We start from the raw sequence: 15903 nt of genomic DNA on the forward strand, positions 1-15903 counted from the left end.
CCGTGCCCGCCTTCACAGGCATGTGGGAACTGGTTGCGCGCTCCGGCATCGTGAACACCGTGCTGTTTCCGCCGCCATCGACCGTCGCCGTCGCCGTTCTCGAATGGATTCGCAGCGGACAATTCTTCGCCGACCTGATGGCGAGCCTCGCGCGCGTGGCCGCGGGATTTGCCATCGGGGCCGCGGGCGGAATCGTGCTCGGCATCCTGACCGGCCGGTTTCGGCTGGTGTCCAGCCTGCTTTCGCCCTTATTTCACATCCTTCGCCCAATTCCTCCCATCGCCTTCGTACCGATCGTCATCCTTTGGTTTGGCCTCTCGGAAACAGGCAAGCTTTTCCTGGTCGTTTGGGGCGTGTTCTTCACGGTATGGCTCGCGACCCACATCGGGGTGCAGAAAGTCGACCACGGACTTATCCGAGCCGCCCAGATGCTCGGCACGCCGCAACCGCAGATGCTGTGGGAGATCGTCCTTCTTGGCGCGCTGCCCTATATCACGGTCGGTCTTCGAACCGCGGTGAGCATCTCCTTCTACACGCTGGTCGCCGCCGAGTTGGCAGGAGCGTTCGCCGGTATCGTTTATCGTATCGAAATTGCGCAACAGAACATGCAAACGGGTCAGGTCATGGGCGGGCTGGCGGCTCTCGGGCTGCTTTCCTTCGTCGCCGACCGTTCCTTCGCGATTCTTGCCGAACGTGCTGTGTGGTGGCGATGATCCCGAGCCTGCTTCGTCCAGACCAGCCACTCAGGCTCGTGGATACGTACCCGCCGTCCGCCGCGGCGCGTCAAGCGATCATCCGGGTCGAGGATTTGAGCATCGTCTTCGATGCGCCGAGCGGGCAGGTCATCGCGGTCGACCGCGTATCCCTGTCAGTAGCCCAGGGGGAATTCGTCTCGATCGTCGGTCCATCCGGCTGCGGCAAGTCCACGCTGCTGAATGCAATGGCCGGCCTCGAGCGGCCGTTCGGAGGCCAGGTGCTCATGGCCGGCGAAGCAATGCGCAAGCCACGACCCGAGATCGGAATGGTCTTCCAGCAACCACATCTGTTTCCGTGGAAATCGGTGCGCCGGAATATCGCGCACGGGCCCCGCGCGCTCGGCAAGCCGAAAGCGGAGGCGCTGCGGATTGCCGACGGCCTCATCGAGATGATCGGCCTGACCAGATTTGCGTCGGCATATCCGCACACGCTATCCGGGGGCATGCAGCAGCGGGTTGCGATTGCCCGTGCCCTCGCCAATCAGCCGAGTGTCCTGTTGATGGACGAGCCGTTCGGAGCGCTGGATGCGCAGACCCGGGCGGTCATGCAGGACAATCTGCTCGAGCTCCGCGAGCGGATCAACGCAACAATCGTCTTTGTCACACACGACATCGATGAAGCGATCCTTCTCTCTGACCGTGTGCTGATCATGAGCGCCGGACCTGGCCGCATCCTCAGGGATCTTCAGGTGAGCCTGCCGCGGCCGCGCTCCAGCGCCATCGTCGCGGAGGCCGCCTATCTCGCCCTCAAGCGGGATTGCCTTGACCTGATCCGCTCGGAAGGCCGCAGGGCCTTCGAGCAGATGGAAATCAAGACGTAGGCGCCTGACGACAGGTCTGGCATGGCTCTTGAATGGCTTTCCCGTGCGGCGGCAGGGGAGCGAGCAGATGTCAGCGGCAAGTCTCAGGAATGCGACCGGCATCATGCTGGCGGGATCGGATGCTCTGGTCGGGTCGCTGCCGAGCTTGTTGGATCCGTTGTGTGAGGCTGACCGGCGTCGTGTTCTCGCCATCGGCCGCGAGGAGGTCCTGCCGGCAGGCAAGCATGTCTGGCGTCAGGGCGACTTGCAGAACGGCATATATCTGATCGAAGAGGGACGTATTCGCAGCTACTACGCGGCGCCTTCCGGACGCGAGGTGACGCTGGCCTACTGGTTCGCCGGCAATTTCGTCGGCGGCCCCGATCTGTTCGGTACTGGTGCCCACGTATGGTCTTCGGTTGCAGTGGAACGAAGCCGAGTGACGTTCTTGCCCGGCCTAGCCCTGCGCGCGCTGGCGCTTCAATCGGCAAGTATCGCAGTCGCACTGCTGGATGCGCTTGCCTTCAAGGCACGGTGCTACTCGGCCATGGCGCAAATGCTGGGGACCCGCTCGGTGACCGAGCGGCTGCATCGTCTGTTGGTTTTCCTCTCGAAGATCTACGGTTCGCAGCAGGGCCGCGAGATCGTGATCGGAACCCCGTTCACGCATGGTGATCTCGCCAATCTGATCGGCTCAACCCGCCAATGGGTGACGGTGCAGCTTTCCCGCATGCAGGCAAGAGGCGTCATACGTTATCATCGGGGCCTGATTGTGATCCTCAATCTGCGCGCGCTCGATCTCGAAGTCGTCTAGGAAACGGCGTTCGGGTATACTTTTAGATTGAACAGTCCGGCCTTCGGATCGGGCAACCATCGCTCGGCAAGGTCGAGAACAACATGGTCGCGCCACGCAGGCGCCAGCAAAGTGATACCCATCGGCATGCCGTTGCCGAGCGTTGCGTTGGGAACTGACACCGCGCACAAGTCCACGAGATTCGCGAAATAGGAGTAGTAACCGAGGCGGTTGTTGAGCGTGATGGGATCTTCCATCATCTCCGCGATCGTGAAGGGGCGGGGCGCGGTCGGTACCACCAGGACATCGATCTCCTCGAAAAGCGTTTGGATCTGGCGTCGCAGCTTTAAAAGTCGATGTTGCGCAGCGAATGCATCTGCTGCGGAAAACCGGGCAGCTGCGCTCAGCACGTTGCGGATGACGTCAAGCAGGTCTCCATGATCGACGTCCAGGAGCTTGCTGATCGCCGCATGACGTTCGGCAATCCAAGGACCTGAAAAGAGCATTTCACCGGCTTCGGCGAAAGGCGCGAAGTCAATTTGTCTGGATTGACCTCCTAGTCCCGAAAGCCTCGTGCAGGCCTGCCTGTAAAGGTCATCGCATTCCGGCATGCCGAATGAATTGAGACGATCGACAGGGACCTGGCCGAACCGGAATTTGCGAGGAGATGGGGAGGGCGAGGCAATCCGTTGACGGCTATAGGGATCACTGTCGTCGAATCCTTCGATCAACCCGAGCAGAATTCGACCCTCGGCAATGGAATTGCAGAAGATCGAGGGACAATCGAGTGTCGGACAGTTCGGCACAAGCCCCCGGGACGAGACGAGGCCGACGGTTGGCTTGATCCCGATGATTCCGTTGAAACCTGCGGGAATCCGGCCTGAGCCGCCGGTATCTGTGCCGAGAGCGAAGGCAACATGGCCGGATGCTACGGCAGCAGCCGAGCCGGAGCTCGAACCGCCGGAGACATACAGATCGTTCGCCGCACTGGAACAGGCGCCATACGGGGAGCGGGCGCCGGACAGTCCGGTTGCGAACTGATCCAGGTTGGTTTTGCCAAGACAGATCGCGCCCGCGGCCTTCAATTTCTCGACGCATCTGGCCGATTGCGCAGCCATATATTCGAATGACGGACAGGCTGCCGTCGTTGGCATGGCCTCAACGTCAATATTATCCTTGACGCCGAATGGCACGCCAAGGAGCGGCAGGACTTCACCCTCCTCCGCTCGTTGCACAAGGGCATCAACCTCGGCCAGCGCTTCTTCCATGGGCCGCACATAGATCCAGCAATTGCGGTGCCGGTCCCGCTCGATGCGCTCATAGGCGCTTATGATGATGGAGGCTAACTCGGCACGGGAACGGAGGGGGCGGCTCTGCGCGGATAGGATCGCTTGCGGCACGGAATAAGCTCCTGAGGGCATGACCCCACGAATATGAAGCCGCTGCCCAGCAATGAAAGCAACTAAGCGCCTCAACAAATGCCGGAGAAAGTGTCAGTCAATCCTGATTGACGTATAAGCTGTTTTCATTCCGAAGGGTGGCAATCAACGGTCCTGGCTACTGGGCGCTTAGACACGCCTCGTAACATGACGAGGTAATGAAGATGGCGACGAAACGGCTCTTTGACGACTTCGACTTCGAAGGCTTCTGGGACGACTGTCCGTATTCCCTGGAGAACTATGTCGAGCCTCCGCCGACCGACGAGCTCATCGCCTCCATTGAGCATGAAATCGGAGGGTATCGGCTGCCGGCGGCCTATGTCGACCTCGCACGGCGCCACAATGGCGGAATGGTCAAGCGCAACTGCCATCCAATGAAGGAGCGTACAGGCTGGGCGGAGGACCACGTGGCTATCGAGGGGCTCTTCGCTCTTGGCCGTACGTCCACATATTCACTCGCCGGGAAGTTTGGCGCCAAGTTCATGATCGAGGAATGGGGCTACCCGCCGATTGGCGTCGGAATCGCCGACACGCCGGCCGGCGGCCACGAACTGATCATGCTGGACTACCGGACCTGCGGAAAGCGGGGCGAGCCGCAGGTCGTGTACGTCGACCAGGAGGATGACTACCGTATCGTCGTCGTCGCGCCAGACTTCGAGACCTTCATTCGCGGCTTGGTCGAGGAGTCCGAGTACGACACTGCTGAGGAGGATCGGGCCGCTGCGATCGCGACCGTCGAGCGGGGAACGTTATCGCCAATCGTGGTGCGAGCCTTGGCCGCCGTCGGCGACCGTCTGCCGCACGGCGAGCGAATGTTGCGCAGCTTGGCCCGCCAGATCGTGGACGAGAAAGGTTTCTTTGCCCTGCACGACGACGAGCGGTCGCACCTCATGTATGGGCTGATGTTCTGGCTTTATTCGAGCCTTTGTACGGCCAGATCCTTCGAAGCTTTCTTGGGCCGTCCCGAGACCGGCACCTCCTACGACTCGCCTTGTTTCGAGCTGATGATCGCTTTCGACCTTGTCACCGAACCTTACGGCTTCAACACGCGCGGGTACGCCGAGGGCTTTGTGAGGGACTGGTGGGACGGATGCGTCGCCCGCGGCGACATCGTCGAGATGGCGGAAGGCTACCGTCTGACTTCCGGGGCCGAGGCGGCCCTGCTCGGACGCTTGGCGACGATTGCTGGCCCCGAAGGCAAATAAGCCGGCGCGATTGATTGAGCGGGTGGCGGAGGGAGAGAATCTCGAAAGAAAAATGCTCTCTCACTCTCTTTCAGGTTCTCTCCATAGGGTGCAGAAACTCAGCTAGCTTCTTATTAACGAATAAGAATTCGTTGCGATTTTTGCTGACGCCGGACCGGGGGCGAGCCGACTTGCGAGGTCGTCTGTATCCACTGCGGAACATGTGGACAAACTCAGCCCTATCGATGTCGAATCCCTGCCTCATGCTAACCGCCCGGAGCGATCAACTGGGCGGAAGGATTCGTCCAGGCAGGAGCGATCTATGCTGATGACGAAGGAAGGACGGCCGGCCGGTGCCATTCACGAGTGCGAGCAGCACGGGTGGGCAAAAGACCGCGGCGATCCGCACGCGCCGTGAACCCGCTCTCGAGTTGGCTCGAGAGCATCCTCCGGCAGAGCTTGCGCCGGAGGATGCCGCCGCGGCGATCGCCGGCGTTCGCGATGGAATCGGCGATGCTTGTCCCGAGTGCCTGCCTGAGCGTTAAGGCTGCTGCCTTTGGAAGGGAGACTGATGCCCCCTTCCTAAATTCCTTATCCACTCACTAGAAGCGATAGTTCACACCGAGACGGGCGATGTCGAAGCTCGGCTTGATGTCGACGTGTGTTGCCATGACGCCGGTCAATCCGGCCGGCGATTGTAGCGAGCCGGTCAAATTGTAGCCCTTGGTGCCAAAGCCCATGTGCAGATACTCGCCTTTGATCGACCAGCCTGCTCCCAAAGCATATTCCAATCCGCCGCCGACCGCATACCCAATCAGGACGGAGCTGTCTGAAGCACTCATAGAGCCCAGCGGTCCCAAGGTCGGGGGAAAAGGGCTGTGACAATGCTGCCCGTGGCGCTGGAACTCACTTTAGTGTCGGCTAACGCAAGTCCGCCAGTCGCGTAGAGCAACGCCGGCCCGAACGCATAGCCCACCCGGCCGCGAAAGGTCGCATACCAGTTAGTCTCGATGGAAGTGCTGCCGCTGAAGTTGCCGCCGATGAAGACGGGAACTGCAATAGCCGAGGTGGCCGTGCCTGCCTTCGAATTGAGATACTGCCAGTCGGCCTCGACGCCGAGCACTGTCTGTTCGAACTGCCAATTGTATCCGGCTTGCAGGCCTGCAGTGACTCCATTGCCATTGCGAGATTCAACGTTGAAGCCATAGATACCCGAACCGCCATTCGAGTTCACGATCGTACCGGTGGCGTTCGACGCGTCATAGCGGCCACCCATATCCAACGTTGCCGCCGACATACAGTCCCGTCCAGGTGCCTACCTAAGTGGGTGGCATACGGACGGGCGCGAGATCCGCCGCTTGGGCCGTAACTGAGCCGAGAGCAACCGTTGACAGCAACGACAGTACAAACTTGTTCATTTGGTCCCTCTTCTTCTGAGTCGCCTGGCGACCCGCCAACCCTGAAACACAACAAGCGTTAGCAAAGAGAGATGGAATTGGCGAGCTGAAGCAGCCTATGATTGTTATCAAGGAAGCCGCGCCGCCATGTCCTCGCCCTTGAGTTCCGAGAACCACGCTCAATAGATGTGTTCTTGAACAAACTATGGTTGAGCCGGAGAGGAGCTACTGCTAACAGCGACCGAGCCTGATCTCGCGGTTCCTAGTTTGACTGTCAGCACGATAGACCAGCGCCCTATAAACTCCTGTTTTGCCCGACGGAGCAAGCGAAATTCGGCATATCAAAAATTATTTGATGACTCGATGAGCTTCAACATCCGGATCTGCGACGCAGGCGGCGCCCCAACTCATACCCTGTCAACGTCGGAAATCCCCAGCCATAACCACACCCTTACATATCCTGGGCACTCTCACAATTTCGGAAAGAATCCGGCGTACACGGGTCAGAATAACAACGCCGTCAACGGCCCCGGCGGCATCTCTGCAGCCGTAACCAGCGCTGTTATTAATGCCATCGCCAGCAACACCACTGGCATCTCGATTGCTGCGGCAGGCGGCGGCGCTCACAATAACGCGCAGCCAACCATCGTCGCGAACAAGCTGCTGCGGATTATTTGATTTACTCCTTGGCGAGCAGCGCATCCAGATAGGGTTGGTTCTTGTCGTGGATCTTCCGCAAGGCCGCGATGATTTTGGCCTTCTTCTCCGGCGGTAGGTCGGGAGAGTCGGCGAACTTGATCAGTCCAGCTTCGAGACGGGACCAGAACGCGGGCCCCCCTGAAACACTCTCAACGAGAATGCCGCGGCAGGCATCAACAACGTAGATGGTGGAGATGCTGAAGATGACGGCAATAATCAGCGTCTTCAGAGCGAAAATACCAAGGCCCTTCATTAAGTTTTGCTTTCCTACTAATGGGGCGGGAACTCTAGACCACAACCCACGATAGATCAACGGCTTACGGAAGGGCCCGCTAAGGTCGCCCGCTGATGTAGAAATACAGGTAGTTAGGGCATCCCGGAGGATACTTCTGTTCGAGCTGACTGCTGGCGCGGCTCTGCCAATAGCGTAGTTTGTCGGTCCCGATGTGGAGCGTCCAAGGTGATTTCCAAGGTAGTATCACTTTTCATCATCGTGCAACTCTTGCATGCCCCGTCGGCACTCGCAGCCTGCGGAGACAATGGAGGTCCGGGCTACCGAAACCAATCTGGAAAGTGTGTCGGTTGGGAAGCGCTTGCGCGCCAGTGCGGAAACCCGCCCTCAACGAAGTGCACGCCTGAACGGATCGCTGAGGAAGCCGGAGATGCTGCGGCGAAAGGGGCAGCCATTCGGACACTAATGGATCGCTCACATGATACGAAAAAGAAGCCGACCAATCCTTGAGGCGCAAAGCCTAGGTCTCATCACATTCCGTGCGGCCGCACTCACCGCTACCATGTCCTTGCTCGCTGTCCCGACCCTTGCTGCAATCGATCAAACGATCCGCCCGACTTACATCGGTCAAACCGCAGGCGACATTGATCAGTGGCAGCGGATCCCGCTTCGATCCGAGCAGCGGTTTTCGCGTAGGGCGTCGCAGATCAAAGTCGCTATTCAAACGCGCGGCCCAAGCATGCAAGGGCTCATCCGCATTCCCGGTGCACCAGCTTCCAACTTTGACACGGGGGCGGGCCTGACCATGGTTGACTTGATCAATACTGGAGACGAGACGAGCGGCTATTCCGAGATTGTGGCCTTGGAAATCCTGTTTACGCAGAGCGCCCTTGGACAATCATACGAAGCGTATGTAGCGGAGGCTGGCGCCAAATAGCAGGCGCCTCCCAAATTGCCCTTGAATATTCGTGAACCCGGAAGTTCTATTTCGTGCAGGCAGGGTCGGACTAAGTGGAGGGGCGAATGAGCAATTCGCTCGTCGTTCACAAGGCTCACCTGCCGAAGGCCCTTCTCGGCGTTAGAGCGGCTCAGTACGTCCGAATGTCTACTGAGATGCAGCACTACTCCATTCAGAGCCAGGCTGCGGTGATCGCTGCCTACGCGCACGCTCACAATCTCACTCTTGTGCGCACCTACAAGGACGAGGGTGAGAGCGGCTTGCTCATTAGGAACCGGCCCGGCCTCCTTCAGTTGATGGAGGACGTCGAGAACGGGGAGGCGGACTTTGGTCACCTCCTGGTTTATGACGTAAGTCGATGGGGCCGCTTCCAAGACGTGGATGAGAGTGCGCACTATGAGTTCATGTGCAAGCGCGCGGGCATCAAGGTCTCATACTGCGCTGAGCAGTTCGATAATGACGGCACCATGTTGGCCAGCATCGTCAAGAACATCAAAAGGGTGATGGCGGCGGAGTACAGCCGTGAGCTTTCAGTCAAGGTCTATGCGGGTCAATGCCGCTTTGCTCGTCTGGGTTATAAGCCTTGTGGCAACCCGGGCTATGGATTGGTGCGTGAGCTTGTTGATGAGAACGAGCAATCGAAGGGCGTTCTGAAGAAAGGGCAGCGAAAGTATCTCGCCACTGATCATGTCCGAGTAAGGCCCGGCGACCCGCGAGAGGTGGCCACCGTCCGCTGGATATTCAAGCGCTTCCTTGAGGTGAAGTGTGAAACGGTTGTCGCTTGGGAGCTGAACAGAAAGAACGTGCCCACTCGTCCAGGGACACCGTGGACGCGTGTGATGGTAGGCGCCATTCTCAGGGACGAAAGCTACATCGGCGATTTGGTCTTCAATAGGCGATCATGCAAGCTGCGCCAAACTCTCACATACAATCCTCCTGAACAGTGGATCCGGGCTGAGGGTTGCCTTGAACCAATTGTTGACCGCGCCACCTTCGCGAAGGCCGCCAAGTTCATTCACGAGCGGCGCGTTGATCTTACGGAAGAGGAGATGCTCGTTCGCTTGCGCCGAACCCTGCTCAAAGAGGGGAAGCTGAGTGTGGACATCATAGACCGTACACCGGGCTTACCATGCGTGGCCACTTGTCAGGTCCACTTCGGCAGCATGCGCAACCTATATCGGCTGCTCGGTTATACACCCAAGCGCAACTACGAATTTCTTGAGTCGAGGCCTATTTGGTCCGAGCTGAAGACAAGGCTCGCTTCTCGCATTGAAGCCGCCATTCGAAAGGCGGGTTGTCGGACGAGCACTGGCGGGTGGACAGACTCGCTTCGCGTGAATGGCTCGATTTGCGTTTCGATCAGAGCTGCACGCTGGACCCCGGGAAAGGAGGAGACCCATTCGCCACATTGGACCATTCAATGCGATTCGCATGTGCCCGCTGGATGGATTGCTGCCATCAGGCTAACCGCGCATAACAAGGACGTGCTTGACTACATATTGCTGCCGACCGATGGGAGGGTGAAAAGAACAATTAGATTCTCTGACAGGGCCTGCGAACGCCGAGACATCACCCGCTTCAAAAGCCCTGACGCGCTCGTTCGAGCGATCACCCGGAAGATAACCAGGCAAGCCCGTGCCTTCCAACCCAAGCTAGCACGCCCGAGCAAACGACCGAAAGCAGACCTGCCCAGAACCAAGAACGGCCGCGCGCGGCACTGATTGACCGAAGGTAGAGGAATGCGCCGAGTATTGTTCCGTAGTTCCTTCGGAAGTCCCCATTGAGTTTCGCGATTTTAGATAACTCAGTAGATGCTTCGACTTCATCAGCCATGATGCTGGTCCTTTGAGCGGTGAGCCAGCGCCCTATGAACCACTGTTTTGCCCGACGGCGCAAGCAAAGTTTTCGTATTTAGCGAATTTTTTCGATCTCCGAGGGGCAACCTTGCAACTAGTTGCGTTGACGTCGATTGCGACCCCGGCGAATCGGAGTGCCAAGCGGAACTGGTGCGGAGCAAGAACCCAAGCGTCTGCCGGCCTGTTCGGCCCGCAACAAACCCCTGCACTATGTTGACGCAGTTGCTTCGCCGGAAGGGCCTATCGCCATCTTCCGGTGCCTCCACTGCAAGAAGCTGTTTTGGGATTAGCCGAACCGAGACGGAACGTAAACTGCTGCAGTCCGGGGAGCGACACCGGACTAGCCTTCGAGGACGTGCCCCAATGCTTTTAGCGGACGCACGCGATCGCTGACGATCTTGAGGATGGCCAGCATCGGAACGGCCAGGATCGCTCCAGGCACGCCCCACATCCAGAACCAGAACACCAGCGACAGGATGACCAGCACGGGGTTCAGGGTGAAGCGTCGGGCGAGCAGCATGGGAGTCATGGTTTCGCCTTCGACGAGATGGATGCAGAAATATAGGCCCGGCGGCAGCAGGGCCCACCACAAGCTGTCGAAGCTCAACATTCCGGCCAGGAGGAACATGACGGTCCCTAGCAGCGGCCCCAGAATTGGAGCGTAGTTGAGCAGGAAGGCCGCGGCTCCCCACAGCAAGGGGTCTCCAAGTCCGCAGAAATACATCGCAACGGCCGTTGCAATTCCCACTGCAGCATTCATGGCAGTGATTGTAAGAAGATAGGCAGATATGTCCGCTTCGATCTGCTGGGAGATGTCCACCGCCTGCCTCTTGTCGCGAAAATTTGGGAGGACCTCGACGATACGTCGTAGAAAAATGTCTCCTGCCACCAGGAGAAAATAGAGCACCAGAACGGTCGTAAACAGGCCGTCGATGACAGCGCGCGTTCCGGCGAAGAGCGCGCCGGTCAGGCCGAGATCGCTGCGGACCGAAACGATGGCACCTTTCTTGTCGGGAGCGTCGGCGACGTGCTCGGCCTGCTGGATGACTTTCTGTAGCGCTTCGATCGGCCGCTTCAGGACGACCAAGTGAGTTTCGAGGCGAGGTAGACCCTCCGGCAATTTCTCCGCCCAAGTCGCGGCAGGTAGCGACAAGGCTGCCACAAAGCCCACGAGCGCTCCCACCACTACCAGGATCGCCAAGAGCGCTCCGATGGCACGGGGGAGACCTATACGCTCGAGCAGATGCACAGCGGGTTGCAGAATGAGCTGCAGCACGAAGGCGAGCACCACGGGCAATATGATCGAGCTTGCCGCATGAACAGCTGCCAGCACCGCCAGGGTTAGCAGACTACCGAGAAAGAACGTCTGCGGACTAGACGGCAGCGGCATTTCGATATCGTCGGCCGCCTGCGATGGCGAGACAGCCGGTTGCGGCGCGCTGACATTCTGCCCTGGGGACGAGGGGGGCTCATGCGGCAACTTTGACAGCGAGATCACGACACTTTTCTCCATCCCGATACGGGGGGCCTGCCCCCGACCGCTGAGTCAGCTTCGCACGGCCGGGAAGGGCGCGATGCGGCTGCAGGAGCCCTCTAGCCAGACAAGCAGTCGGTCTGGCTGGCGGTTCGGCCGCGGCGGGCCTCTTCGCCAACTGAAGAATAAGGTGCAACACGGGTCCCCGCCGGAGCGTTCCTAGGCGCTCGCGAACCGTTGCGGCGCATTCCCGCCAATGTTGGTCTCGGCAGCGGCTTCATCGATGGCCGCCATCAACCGAGCTGTGGCAGACTGTTGGATCATGTGCCCTGCCCCAGCGACGCGGTGCAGCTTGCTGTGAGCGATTTCGCCGTGAAGTCTGACCGATTGCTTGTTGATATCGATGAGGCGATCCTCGTCGCCGGCGATGATGATGGTGGGCATCTTGAGTTGGTCGTAGCTCTTCGACGACTCAAATGCAGCGGGGATCATCAACGTTGCCTCCGCCGCGCTGGCACGCATCTGTGACGGTCGCAACGCCAACTCCTTGGGGAAGCCGACGAACTTGTCAGGGGCTGGCCGCGGACCGAACATCTTTCGCAACATGGAAGGCCACAAGAGGCGGCTGACGATCGGCGAGATCGTGTGACTGATCGCATCGCCCATCCCAGGCATCGCAGACATCGAAGATGCCGCCGAGTCAGCACGGACGGTTGGAAAATAGTAGCCTGATGCGAGCACCAAAGCTTCGACAAATGACGGATGTCTTGTCGCCAGCGCAAGAGCGACCGCCGCACCCCATGAATGTCCAAGCACGATCGCCCGCTGAACGCTCAGCCGATCAAGCGCCTTTCTGAACAGATCGGCCTGGGCTTCCGGGGTCCATATCACGTTCCGCGGCCGCGAGCTGTGTCCGAATCCGGGGCGGTCGAATACGATCACCCGAAACCGGTTGGCCGCCAGGTCGATCAGGCCGCTGGATTCAAAGTCCTGGATCATGCTGCCGTTGCCGTGCAGGAGCACAAGCGGACGCCCGTTGCCGCGTTCCACGTAGTGCAGTCGGACGCCATTGATCTCCAAGAACTGTCCGCGAGGCGGGTTATCGCGTTCCGCTTTCTTGGCGACTTGCCCATTTACGATCGCTATGGCCCCGAGGAGGGAGGCTGCCCCTGCAAAGGCCGCAAGCGCAGGGTGTCGCCGCAAGGGAGTGGTGTAGTCAGACTGGCGGGAGGACGCGCGTGTTCGCGGGAGTTCCATGTGCAGTACCTCTGGTGGTCTGCACGATGCCTCAGGGAGATTGAGAAATGTTGCAGGCTATCGTCAACCGTCGTCGCCGAGTCTTCGTTCCAAACATACATTGGAGCGCATCGTTCTCGCTGTCGGGGGTTCAAGATACTCTGATCGGCCCAGCGGTGAGGGCAAGAAATGATCGCGTGGAACATGTCGACATTAGTCTTGTTCAACATTGTTACTCTTGCCGAGAAAGCGACTGGATCAATGGCAGACAACACCAAAAGCCCGGATGAGAAGCACCCCGGCGAAAATCCGGAAGGCAAGTACCACTACAATCCGGGAAATATGGCGGGGAAAAAGCCCGGTGACGCGGAGCAGACTGACGAAAATCGAACGCTCCCGTCTCCGCGCGAAAAGAAGCCCGCCGAATAGGCCCGACAACGCCCGCGACTTTTGCCAGCTGGAGCCGAACGCGAGAGCTTGCTGAGGCGCGCCAGGATTGCCGAGACTGGCGCGCACTTGAGTGAATGGATACGGTCGCCTGGCCTGCGACCGCCCGAAATCTCTGCTTGAATTGCTGACCGAAATACAGGCCGATCTTGAAGAGCTTAGGCGTCTCGCACGTGACCTCCCACCTGAGATTGCCTGCGCCTTGAACGCGTTTGCAGACCGCATGGAAGCTCGCGCCCGAGTAATCGATCAGATGGCTTAAACCGCCTCACCTCGGTCTCTCATTCCCACCGGAGCACGATCCCCTCGTGCCGAGGGACCGGACGGCGCTCGTGGACGCTGGAACCGCAACCCTCCTTCGCCCGTTTAGTCAGCTGGCAGAAGGATGGAGGAGGAAACCATGCCAGTCGTACTGATTTGGGCCGTGCCTACGGTTCTCGTGATCGGTGGCGTCGGTTACTATTTTCTTCGTGTCGTGCATTAGGTTTTTTGTTTGATCATCGAGCCTTTGCACTGCCGGAAGCCCAGCGCCCTCCCATTGCCCTGACGCTGGGCTTCTCGCCTGTAGCCTGACGGTCGTTGCCCATGGGCCAAGAAGATGCCAAGCCGTTCCGCGACCAGGCGGAGGAATGCATTCAAAAGGCAGAGAGCGTGAGCACTCAGGATGCAAAGGAAGCCTGGCTCCGGCTCGCCCGCAACTTGATGAGGCTCGCAGAAGGTGTTGAGCTGAGAGGAACAAGGGCACGCAAGGATTAGGCGGTTGGTCCAAGTCACTCGCAGCCTGGACGGCAATGATGGGTGGGTTTCGCGGCCGGTGCCCGCGCTGCGGCGAGGGAAAACTGTTCCGCGCCTTCTTGAAGAGAGTGGACGGACCGGATTTAACGGGACACATGGACTTTGATCTAGATCAAACAGCCTCTCGACCCAAGTTGCCTACGTTGAGCTGCACCGGAGGAGTGGGGAATGTTCAGTAATCGCCCTACGTGGATGATGCATCTATTGGCTTTGGCAATAGCTGCCATCGGCCTCCTCACGATCCTTTCGATGGCGCTACGGCCCTCTTGAAGGGAGCGAACTGTTAGCCCGCTTGCGGACGAATGCCGACGCGAGGCGGAGAAAGCCACCAGCCAGGACGCCGCGGAAGCGTGTCTCCGACTGGCAGGCGATTGGATGAAGGCTCGCGGCAGCCGCCGAGCGACGCCGGACCCCATTTGACAGAGGTCCCGAGCAATGTTGAAGGGAAGCGACTGTTAGTCCGCTTTACCTCGACTAGCAGCGAAAGTTTCAAGGCAAGCGGCCAGTCGAGGTATCGCTTCCTTAACGGTTACTTCATCGATGTCGCGGCTTCTCGTGAGCCTTCTGGCTTCCCTGCAACTAGAATTGTGGAAAGGCCGCCGCTTGAGAGATCTTCGTAGTGTGGGGGAAACCGACGAGTTCGGATGCGGAAATTGCTGCAAACCGGTAAAGCAATAGCCATACTCGCGGTTGGTCTGCCTTTCTTCGCGTTCGCGATGTGGCTGGGGCTAGCCCAAATATGTCGCGTATTCACGACAGGAGAACTGTACTCGCGCGGTTACGGCCCTGGTTGGATGGGCTGGTCAAGACTCATCCGCTTTGAGAGCGACCCGATCACCTTTGTATCGGCTTTCGTGACAGCCGTGCTCGTCATTGCTACTGGGCTGTTCATTTTCGGACGGCTGTTCTCCAATGTACGACGCTGGTGGAACGCCCAGTAGCGCGAACCGATCAGCCCCACCTTGGAAAAACGTTTGCCCCTTCGATCATAGCGGAGGGCAGTTCGGCACAGTTGAAAGTCCGCACTCGGTCGGTGCCTGACCTACATGGCGATGCCCGCTGAGCGCCGCTTATGACCCATCTGCGACATTGGGCAGGTTCAGCCGACCAGCTGGCAGTGCCCGCTGATGAAAGTACCGTCGCGTTTATGCGCCTCCAACGTGCCGTCGACACGGTTGATGAAACCTTGCCAGACAGCGGTCGGGACGAACAGATGTTGCAAATGTTGCCGAGTTAAGCGCCATCTCAAAGAACAAGTGCGAATCCGTGACGTGGACGGCCAAATTGCTTCCGAATGTCCGAGAGTGCATCGTCTCCTCGTCCAGATTAACGGTGACCTGTTCCCCGTTTATATAGACCGAGTTGCGCTCGCTACCCGTAAGGACCGCGCCCAGCATTTCAGATTGATCGTCTCGGCCTGTGCGGCCGTTGCAGCTAGCAGCGCTGCGACGATGATGGTTGCTTTCAGCTTCACAGTTATCTCGTCGCTTTGTGACGGCCCTGCCGGGGGTTCGGACAAGGCAGGACATTCGATGACTTTGCCGAAATTTCGGCGTCGACTTCGAAGGATGTGCAGAGGACTCAGTCGTTCAGAGATGAGCACGCGGCAATAGCCATCCCATGATCTTCTGATACGGATCGCGACGGCTGCGGACGAATGCGTCCTCGTTCTGCTGAGCGGCGGTCCTGGCGAATTCAGAAATCCCCTGCACAGACTGCCGTTTATCCTTCGGAAGCTTCGCCCATTGGCGAATGATCTTCCGGCGGGCTTCGCGTTGCTTTTCCCGTACATCAGGCATCGGGACGCTCCTTGAAGAGGATTGTTCCGGTCGACCTAG

The 15903-nt window shown here is 59.0% G+C and carries 16 protein-coding genes and 1 pseudogene; 10 read left to right on the forward strand and 7 right to left on the reverse strand.

Going from position 1 to position 15903, the window contains the following annotated elements; all coding sequences use genetic code 11:
- Nucleotides 1–2 precede the first annotated feature (2 nt).
- From ACVWYQ_RS21265 to ACVWYQ_RS21275, 3 genes are all read left to right on the forward strand, one after another.
- A complete protein-coding gene (locus tag ACVWYQ_RS21265) occupies nucleotides 3–713 on the forward strand; it encodes an ABC transporter permease (RefSeq protein ID WP_082641523.1) in 711 nt (236 codons plus the stop codon).
- The gene (locus ACVWYQ_RS21270) at nucleotides 701–1576 is read left to right on the forward strand and encodes an ABC transporter ATP-binding protein (protein WP_456726331.1); all 876 of its coding nucleotides are present in this window, start codon (nucleotides 701–703) and stop codon (nucleotides 1574–1576) included. Before ACVWYQ_RS21265 ends, ACVWYQ_RS21270 begins: the two co-directional genes overlap by 13 nt.
- A gap of 103 nt (nucleotides 1577–1679) precedes the next feature.
- Nucleotides 1680–2369 carry a Crp/Fnr family transcriptional regulator gene (locus tag ACVWYQ_RS21275; protein ID WP_456726332.1) on the forward strand — a complete coding sequence of 230 codons (690 nt, stop codon included), beginning with the start codon at nucleotides 1680–1682 and terminating at the stop codon, nucleotides 2367–2369.
- On the opposite strand, the gene atzF is transcribed toward ACVWYQ_RS21275, so the two are convergent.
- The gene (gene atzF, locus ACVWYQ_RS21280; protein WP_456726333.1) at nucleotides 2366–3748 is read right to left on the reverse strand and encodes an allophanate hydrolase; all 1383 of its coding nucleotides are present in this window, start codon (nucleotides 3746–3748) and stop codon (nucleotides 2366–2368) included. The genes ACVWYQ_RS21275 and atzF overlap by 4 nt on opposite strands.
- A gap of 197 nt (nucleotides 3749–3945) precedes the next feature.
- On the opposite strand from atzF, the gene ACVWYQ_RS21285 reads away from it, so the two are divergent.
- Nucleotides 3946–4992, forward strand: a complete 1047-nt coding sequence (locus tag ACVWYQ_RS21285; protein ID WP_404544605.1) for an SMI1/KNR4 family protein — start codon at nucleotides 3946–3948, stop codon at nucleotides 4990–4992.
- 581 nt (nucleotides 4993–5573) lie between these two features.
- On the opposite strand, the gene ACVWYQ_RS21290 is transcribed toward ACVWYQ_RS21285, so the two are convergent.
- Both ACVWYQ_RS21290 and ACVWYQ_RS21295 read right to left on the reverse strand, forming a co-directional pair.
- On the reverse strand, nucleotides 5574–5813 hold the full coding sequence (locus ACVWYQ_RS21290; protein WP_456726334.1) for an outer membrane protein: 240 nt from the start codon (nucleotides 5811–5813) through the stop codon (nucleotides 5574–5576).
- Entirely contained in the window at nucleotides 5810–6268 is a 459-nt protein-coding gene (locus ACVWYQ_RS21295; RefSeq protein ID WP_456726335.1) for an outer membrane protein, read from the reverse strand. The genes ACVWYQ_RS21290 and ACVWYQ_RS21295 overlap by 4 nt, the downstream gene beginning before the upstream one ends.
- Before the next feature lie 463 nt (nucleotides 6269–6731).
- On the opposite strand from ACVWYQ_RS21295, the gene ACVWYQ_RS21300 reads away from it, so the two are divergent.
- Entirely contained in the window at nucleotides 6732–7046 is a 315-nt protein-coding gene (locus tag ACVWYQ_RS21300) for a hypothetical protein (protein WP_456726336.1), read from the forward strand.
- A 1-nt stretch (nucleotide 7047) separates the two neighbouring features.
- On the opposite strand, the gene ACVWYQ_RS21305 is transcribed toward ACVWYQ_RS21300, so the two are convergent.
- Nucleotides 7048–7320 (reverse strand): hypothetical protein, encoded by a 273-nt coding sequence (locus ACVWYQ_RS21305; RefSeq protein ID WP_456726337.1) that lies wholly within the window; start codon nucleotides 7318–7320, stop codon nucleotides 7048–7050.
- Nucleotides 7321–7777: 457 nt separating this feature from the next.
- Here ACVWYQ_RS21305 and ACVWYQ_RS21310 point away from each other — a divergent pair, with 457 nt between their 5' ends.
- Nucleotides 7778–8236 (forward strand): hypothetical protein, encoded by a 459-nt coding sequence (locus ACVWYQ_RS21310; protein WP_456726338.1) that lies wholly within the window; start codon nucleotides 7778–7780, stop codon nucleotides 8234–8236.
- Between the two features lie 86 nt (nucleotides 8237–8322).
- A complete protein-coding gene (locus tag ACVWYQ_RS21315) occupies nucleotides 8323–9978 on the forward strand; it encodes a recombinase family protein (protein WP_456726339.1) in 1656 nt (551 codons plus the stop codon).
- Nucleotides 9979–10453: 475 nt separating this feature from the next.
- Here ACVWYQ_RS21315 and ACVWYQ_RS21320 read toward each other — a convergent pair whose 3' ends face one another.
- Both ACVWYQ_RS21320 and ACVWYQ_RS21325 read right to left on the reverse strand, forming a co-directional pair.
- On the reverse strand, nucleotides 10454–11626 hold the full coding sequence (locus ACVWYQ_RS21320) for an AI-2E family transporter (RefSeq protein WP_456726340.1): 1173 nt from the start codon (nucleotides 11624–11626) through the stop codon (nucleotides 10454–10456).
- A 180-nt stretch (nucleotides 11627–11806) separates the two neighbouring features.
- Entirely contained in the window at nucleotides 11807–12844 is a 1038-nt protein-coding gene (locus tag ACVWYQ_RS21325; RefSeq protein ID WP_456726341.1) for an alpha/beta fold hydrolase, read from the reverse strand.
- 168 nt (nucleotides 12845–13012) lie between these two features.
- Between ACVWYQ_RS21325 and ACVWYQ_RS21330 the strand changes: the two genes are divergently transcribed.
- The 3 genes and pseudogenes from ACVWYQ_RS21330 (at nucleotide 13013) to ACVWYQ_RS21340 (ending at nucleotide 15006) form a co-directional block, all read left to right on the forward strand.
- Complete coding sequence (locus tag ACVWYQ_RS21330; RefSeq protein ID WP_456726342.1) at nucleotides 13013–13252, forward strand: hypothetical protein; 240 nt, start codon at nucleotides 13013–13015, stop codon at nucleotides 13250–13252.
- An 800-nt stretch (nucleotides 13253–14052) separates the two neighbouring features.
- Nucleotides 14053–14175, forward strand: a pseudogene (locus tag ACVWYQ_RS21335) (DUF983 domain-containing protein); the annotation flags it as partial.
- A 534-nt stretch (nucleotides 14176–14709) separates the two neighbouring features.
- Nucleotides 14710–15006: a hypothetical protein gene (locus ACVWYQ_RS21340; protein WP_456726343.1), complete on the forward strand. Its 297-nt coding sequence runs from the start codon at nucleotides 14710–14712 to the stop codon at nucleotides 15004–15006.
- A gap of 648 nt (nucleotides 15007–15654) precedes the next feature.
- Here ACVWYQ_RS21340 and ACVWYQ_RS21345 read toward each other — a convergent pair.
- Nucleotides 15655–15864, reverse strand: a complete 210-nt coding sequence (locus ACVWYQ_RS21345; RefSeq protein WP_135179433.1) for a hypothetical protein — start codon at nucleotides 15862–15864, stop codon at nucleotides 15655–15657.
- Nucleotides 15865–15903 lie beyond the last annotated feature (39 nt).

Source organism: Bradyrhizobium sp. USDA 3397, from assembly GCF_054060965.1.

What these genes read in the sequence shown, in the direction of transcription:
- ACVWYQ_RS21295 (WP_456726335.1), bottom strand. Translation starts at nt 6,268, where the DNA reads ATGTCGGCGGCAACGTTGGATATGGGTGGCCGCTATGACGCGTCGAAC.
- ACVWYQ_RS21325 (WP_456726341.1), bottom strand. Translation starts at nt 12,844, where the DNA reads ATGGAACTCCCGCGAACACGCGCGTCCTCCCGCCAGTCTGACTACACC.
- ACVWYQ_RS21320 (WP_456726340.1), bottom strand. Translation starts at nt 11,626, where the DNA reads ATGGAGAAAAGTGTCGTGATCTCGCTGTCAAAGTTGCCGCATGAGCCC.
- ACVWYQ_RS21275 (WP_456726332.1), top strand. Translation starts at nt 1,680, where the DNA reads ATGCTGGCGGGATCGGATGCTCTGGTCGGGTCGCTGCCGAGCTTGTTG.
- ACVWYQ_RS21310 (WP_456726338.1), top strand. Translation starts at nt 7,778, where the DNA reads ATGATACGAAAAAGAAGCCGACCAATCCTTGAGGCGCAAAGCCTAGGT.
- ACVWYQ_RS21315 (WP_456726339.1), top strand. Translation starts at nt 8,323, where the DNA reads ATGAGCAATTCGCTCGTCGTTCACAAGGCTCACCTGCCGAAGGCCCTT.
- ACVWYQ_RS21305 (WP_456726337.1), bottom strand. Translation starts at nt 7,320, where the DNA reads ATGAAGGGCCTTGGTATTTTCGCTCTGAAGACGCTGATTATTGCCGTC.
- ACVWYQ_RS21290 (WP_456726334.1), bottom strand. Translation starts at nt 5,813, where the DNA reads ATGAGTGCTTCAGACAGCTCCGTCCTGATTGGGTATGCGGTCGGCGGC.
- ACVWYQ_RS21330 (WP_456726342.1), top strand. Translation starts at nt 13,013, where the DNA reads ATGATCGCGTGGAACATGTCGACATTAGTCTTGTTCAACATTGTTACT.
- ACVWYQ_RS21285 (WP_404544605.1), top strand. Translation starts at nt 3,946, where the DNA reads ATGAAGATGGCGACGAAACGGCTCTTTGACGACTTCGACTTCGAAGGC.
- ACVWYQ_RS21340 (WP_456726343.1), top strand. Translation starts at nt 14,710, where the DNA reads ATGCGGAAATTGCTGCAAACCGGTAAAGCAATAGCCATACTCGCGGTT.
- ACVWYQ_RS21300 (WP_456726336.1), top strand. Translation starts at nt 6,732, where the DNA reads ATGAGCTTCAACATCCGGATCTGCGACGCAGGCGGCGCCCCAACTCAT.
- ACVWYQ_RS21345 (WP_135179433.1), bottom strand. Translation starts at nt 15,864, where the DNA reads ATGCCTGATGTACGGGAAAAGCAACGCGAAGCCCGCCGGAAGATCATT.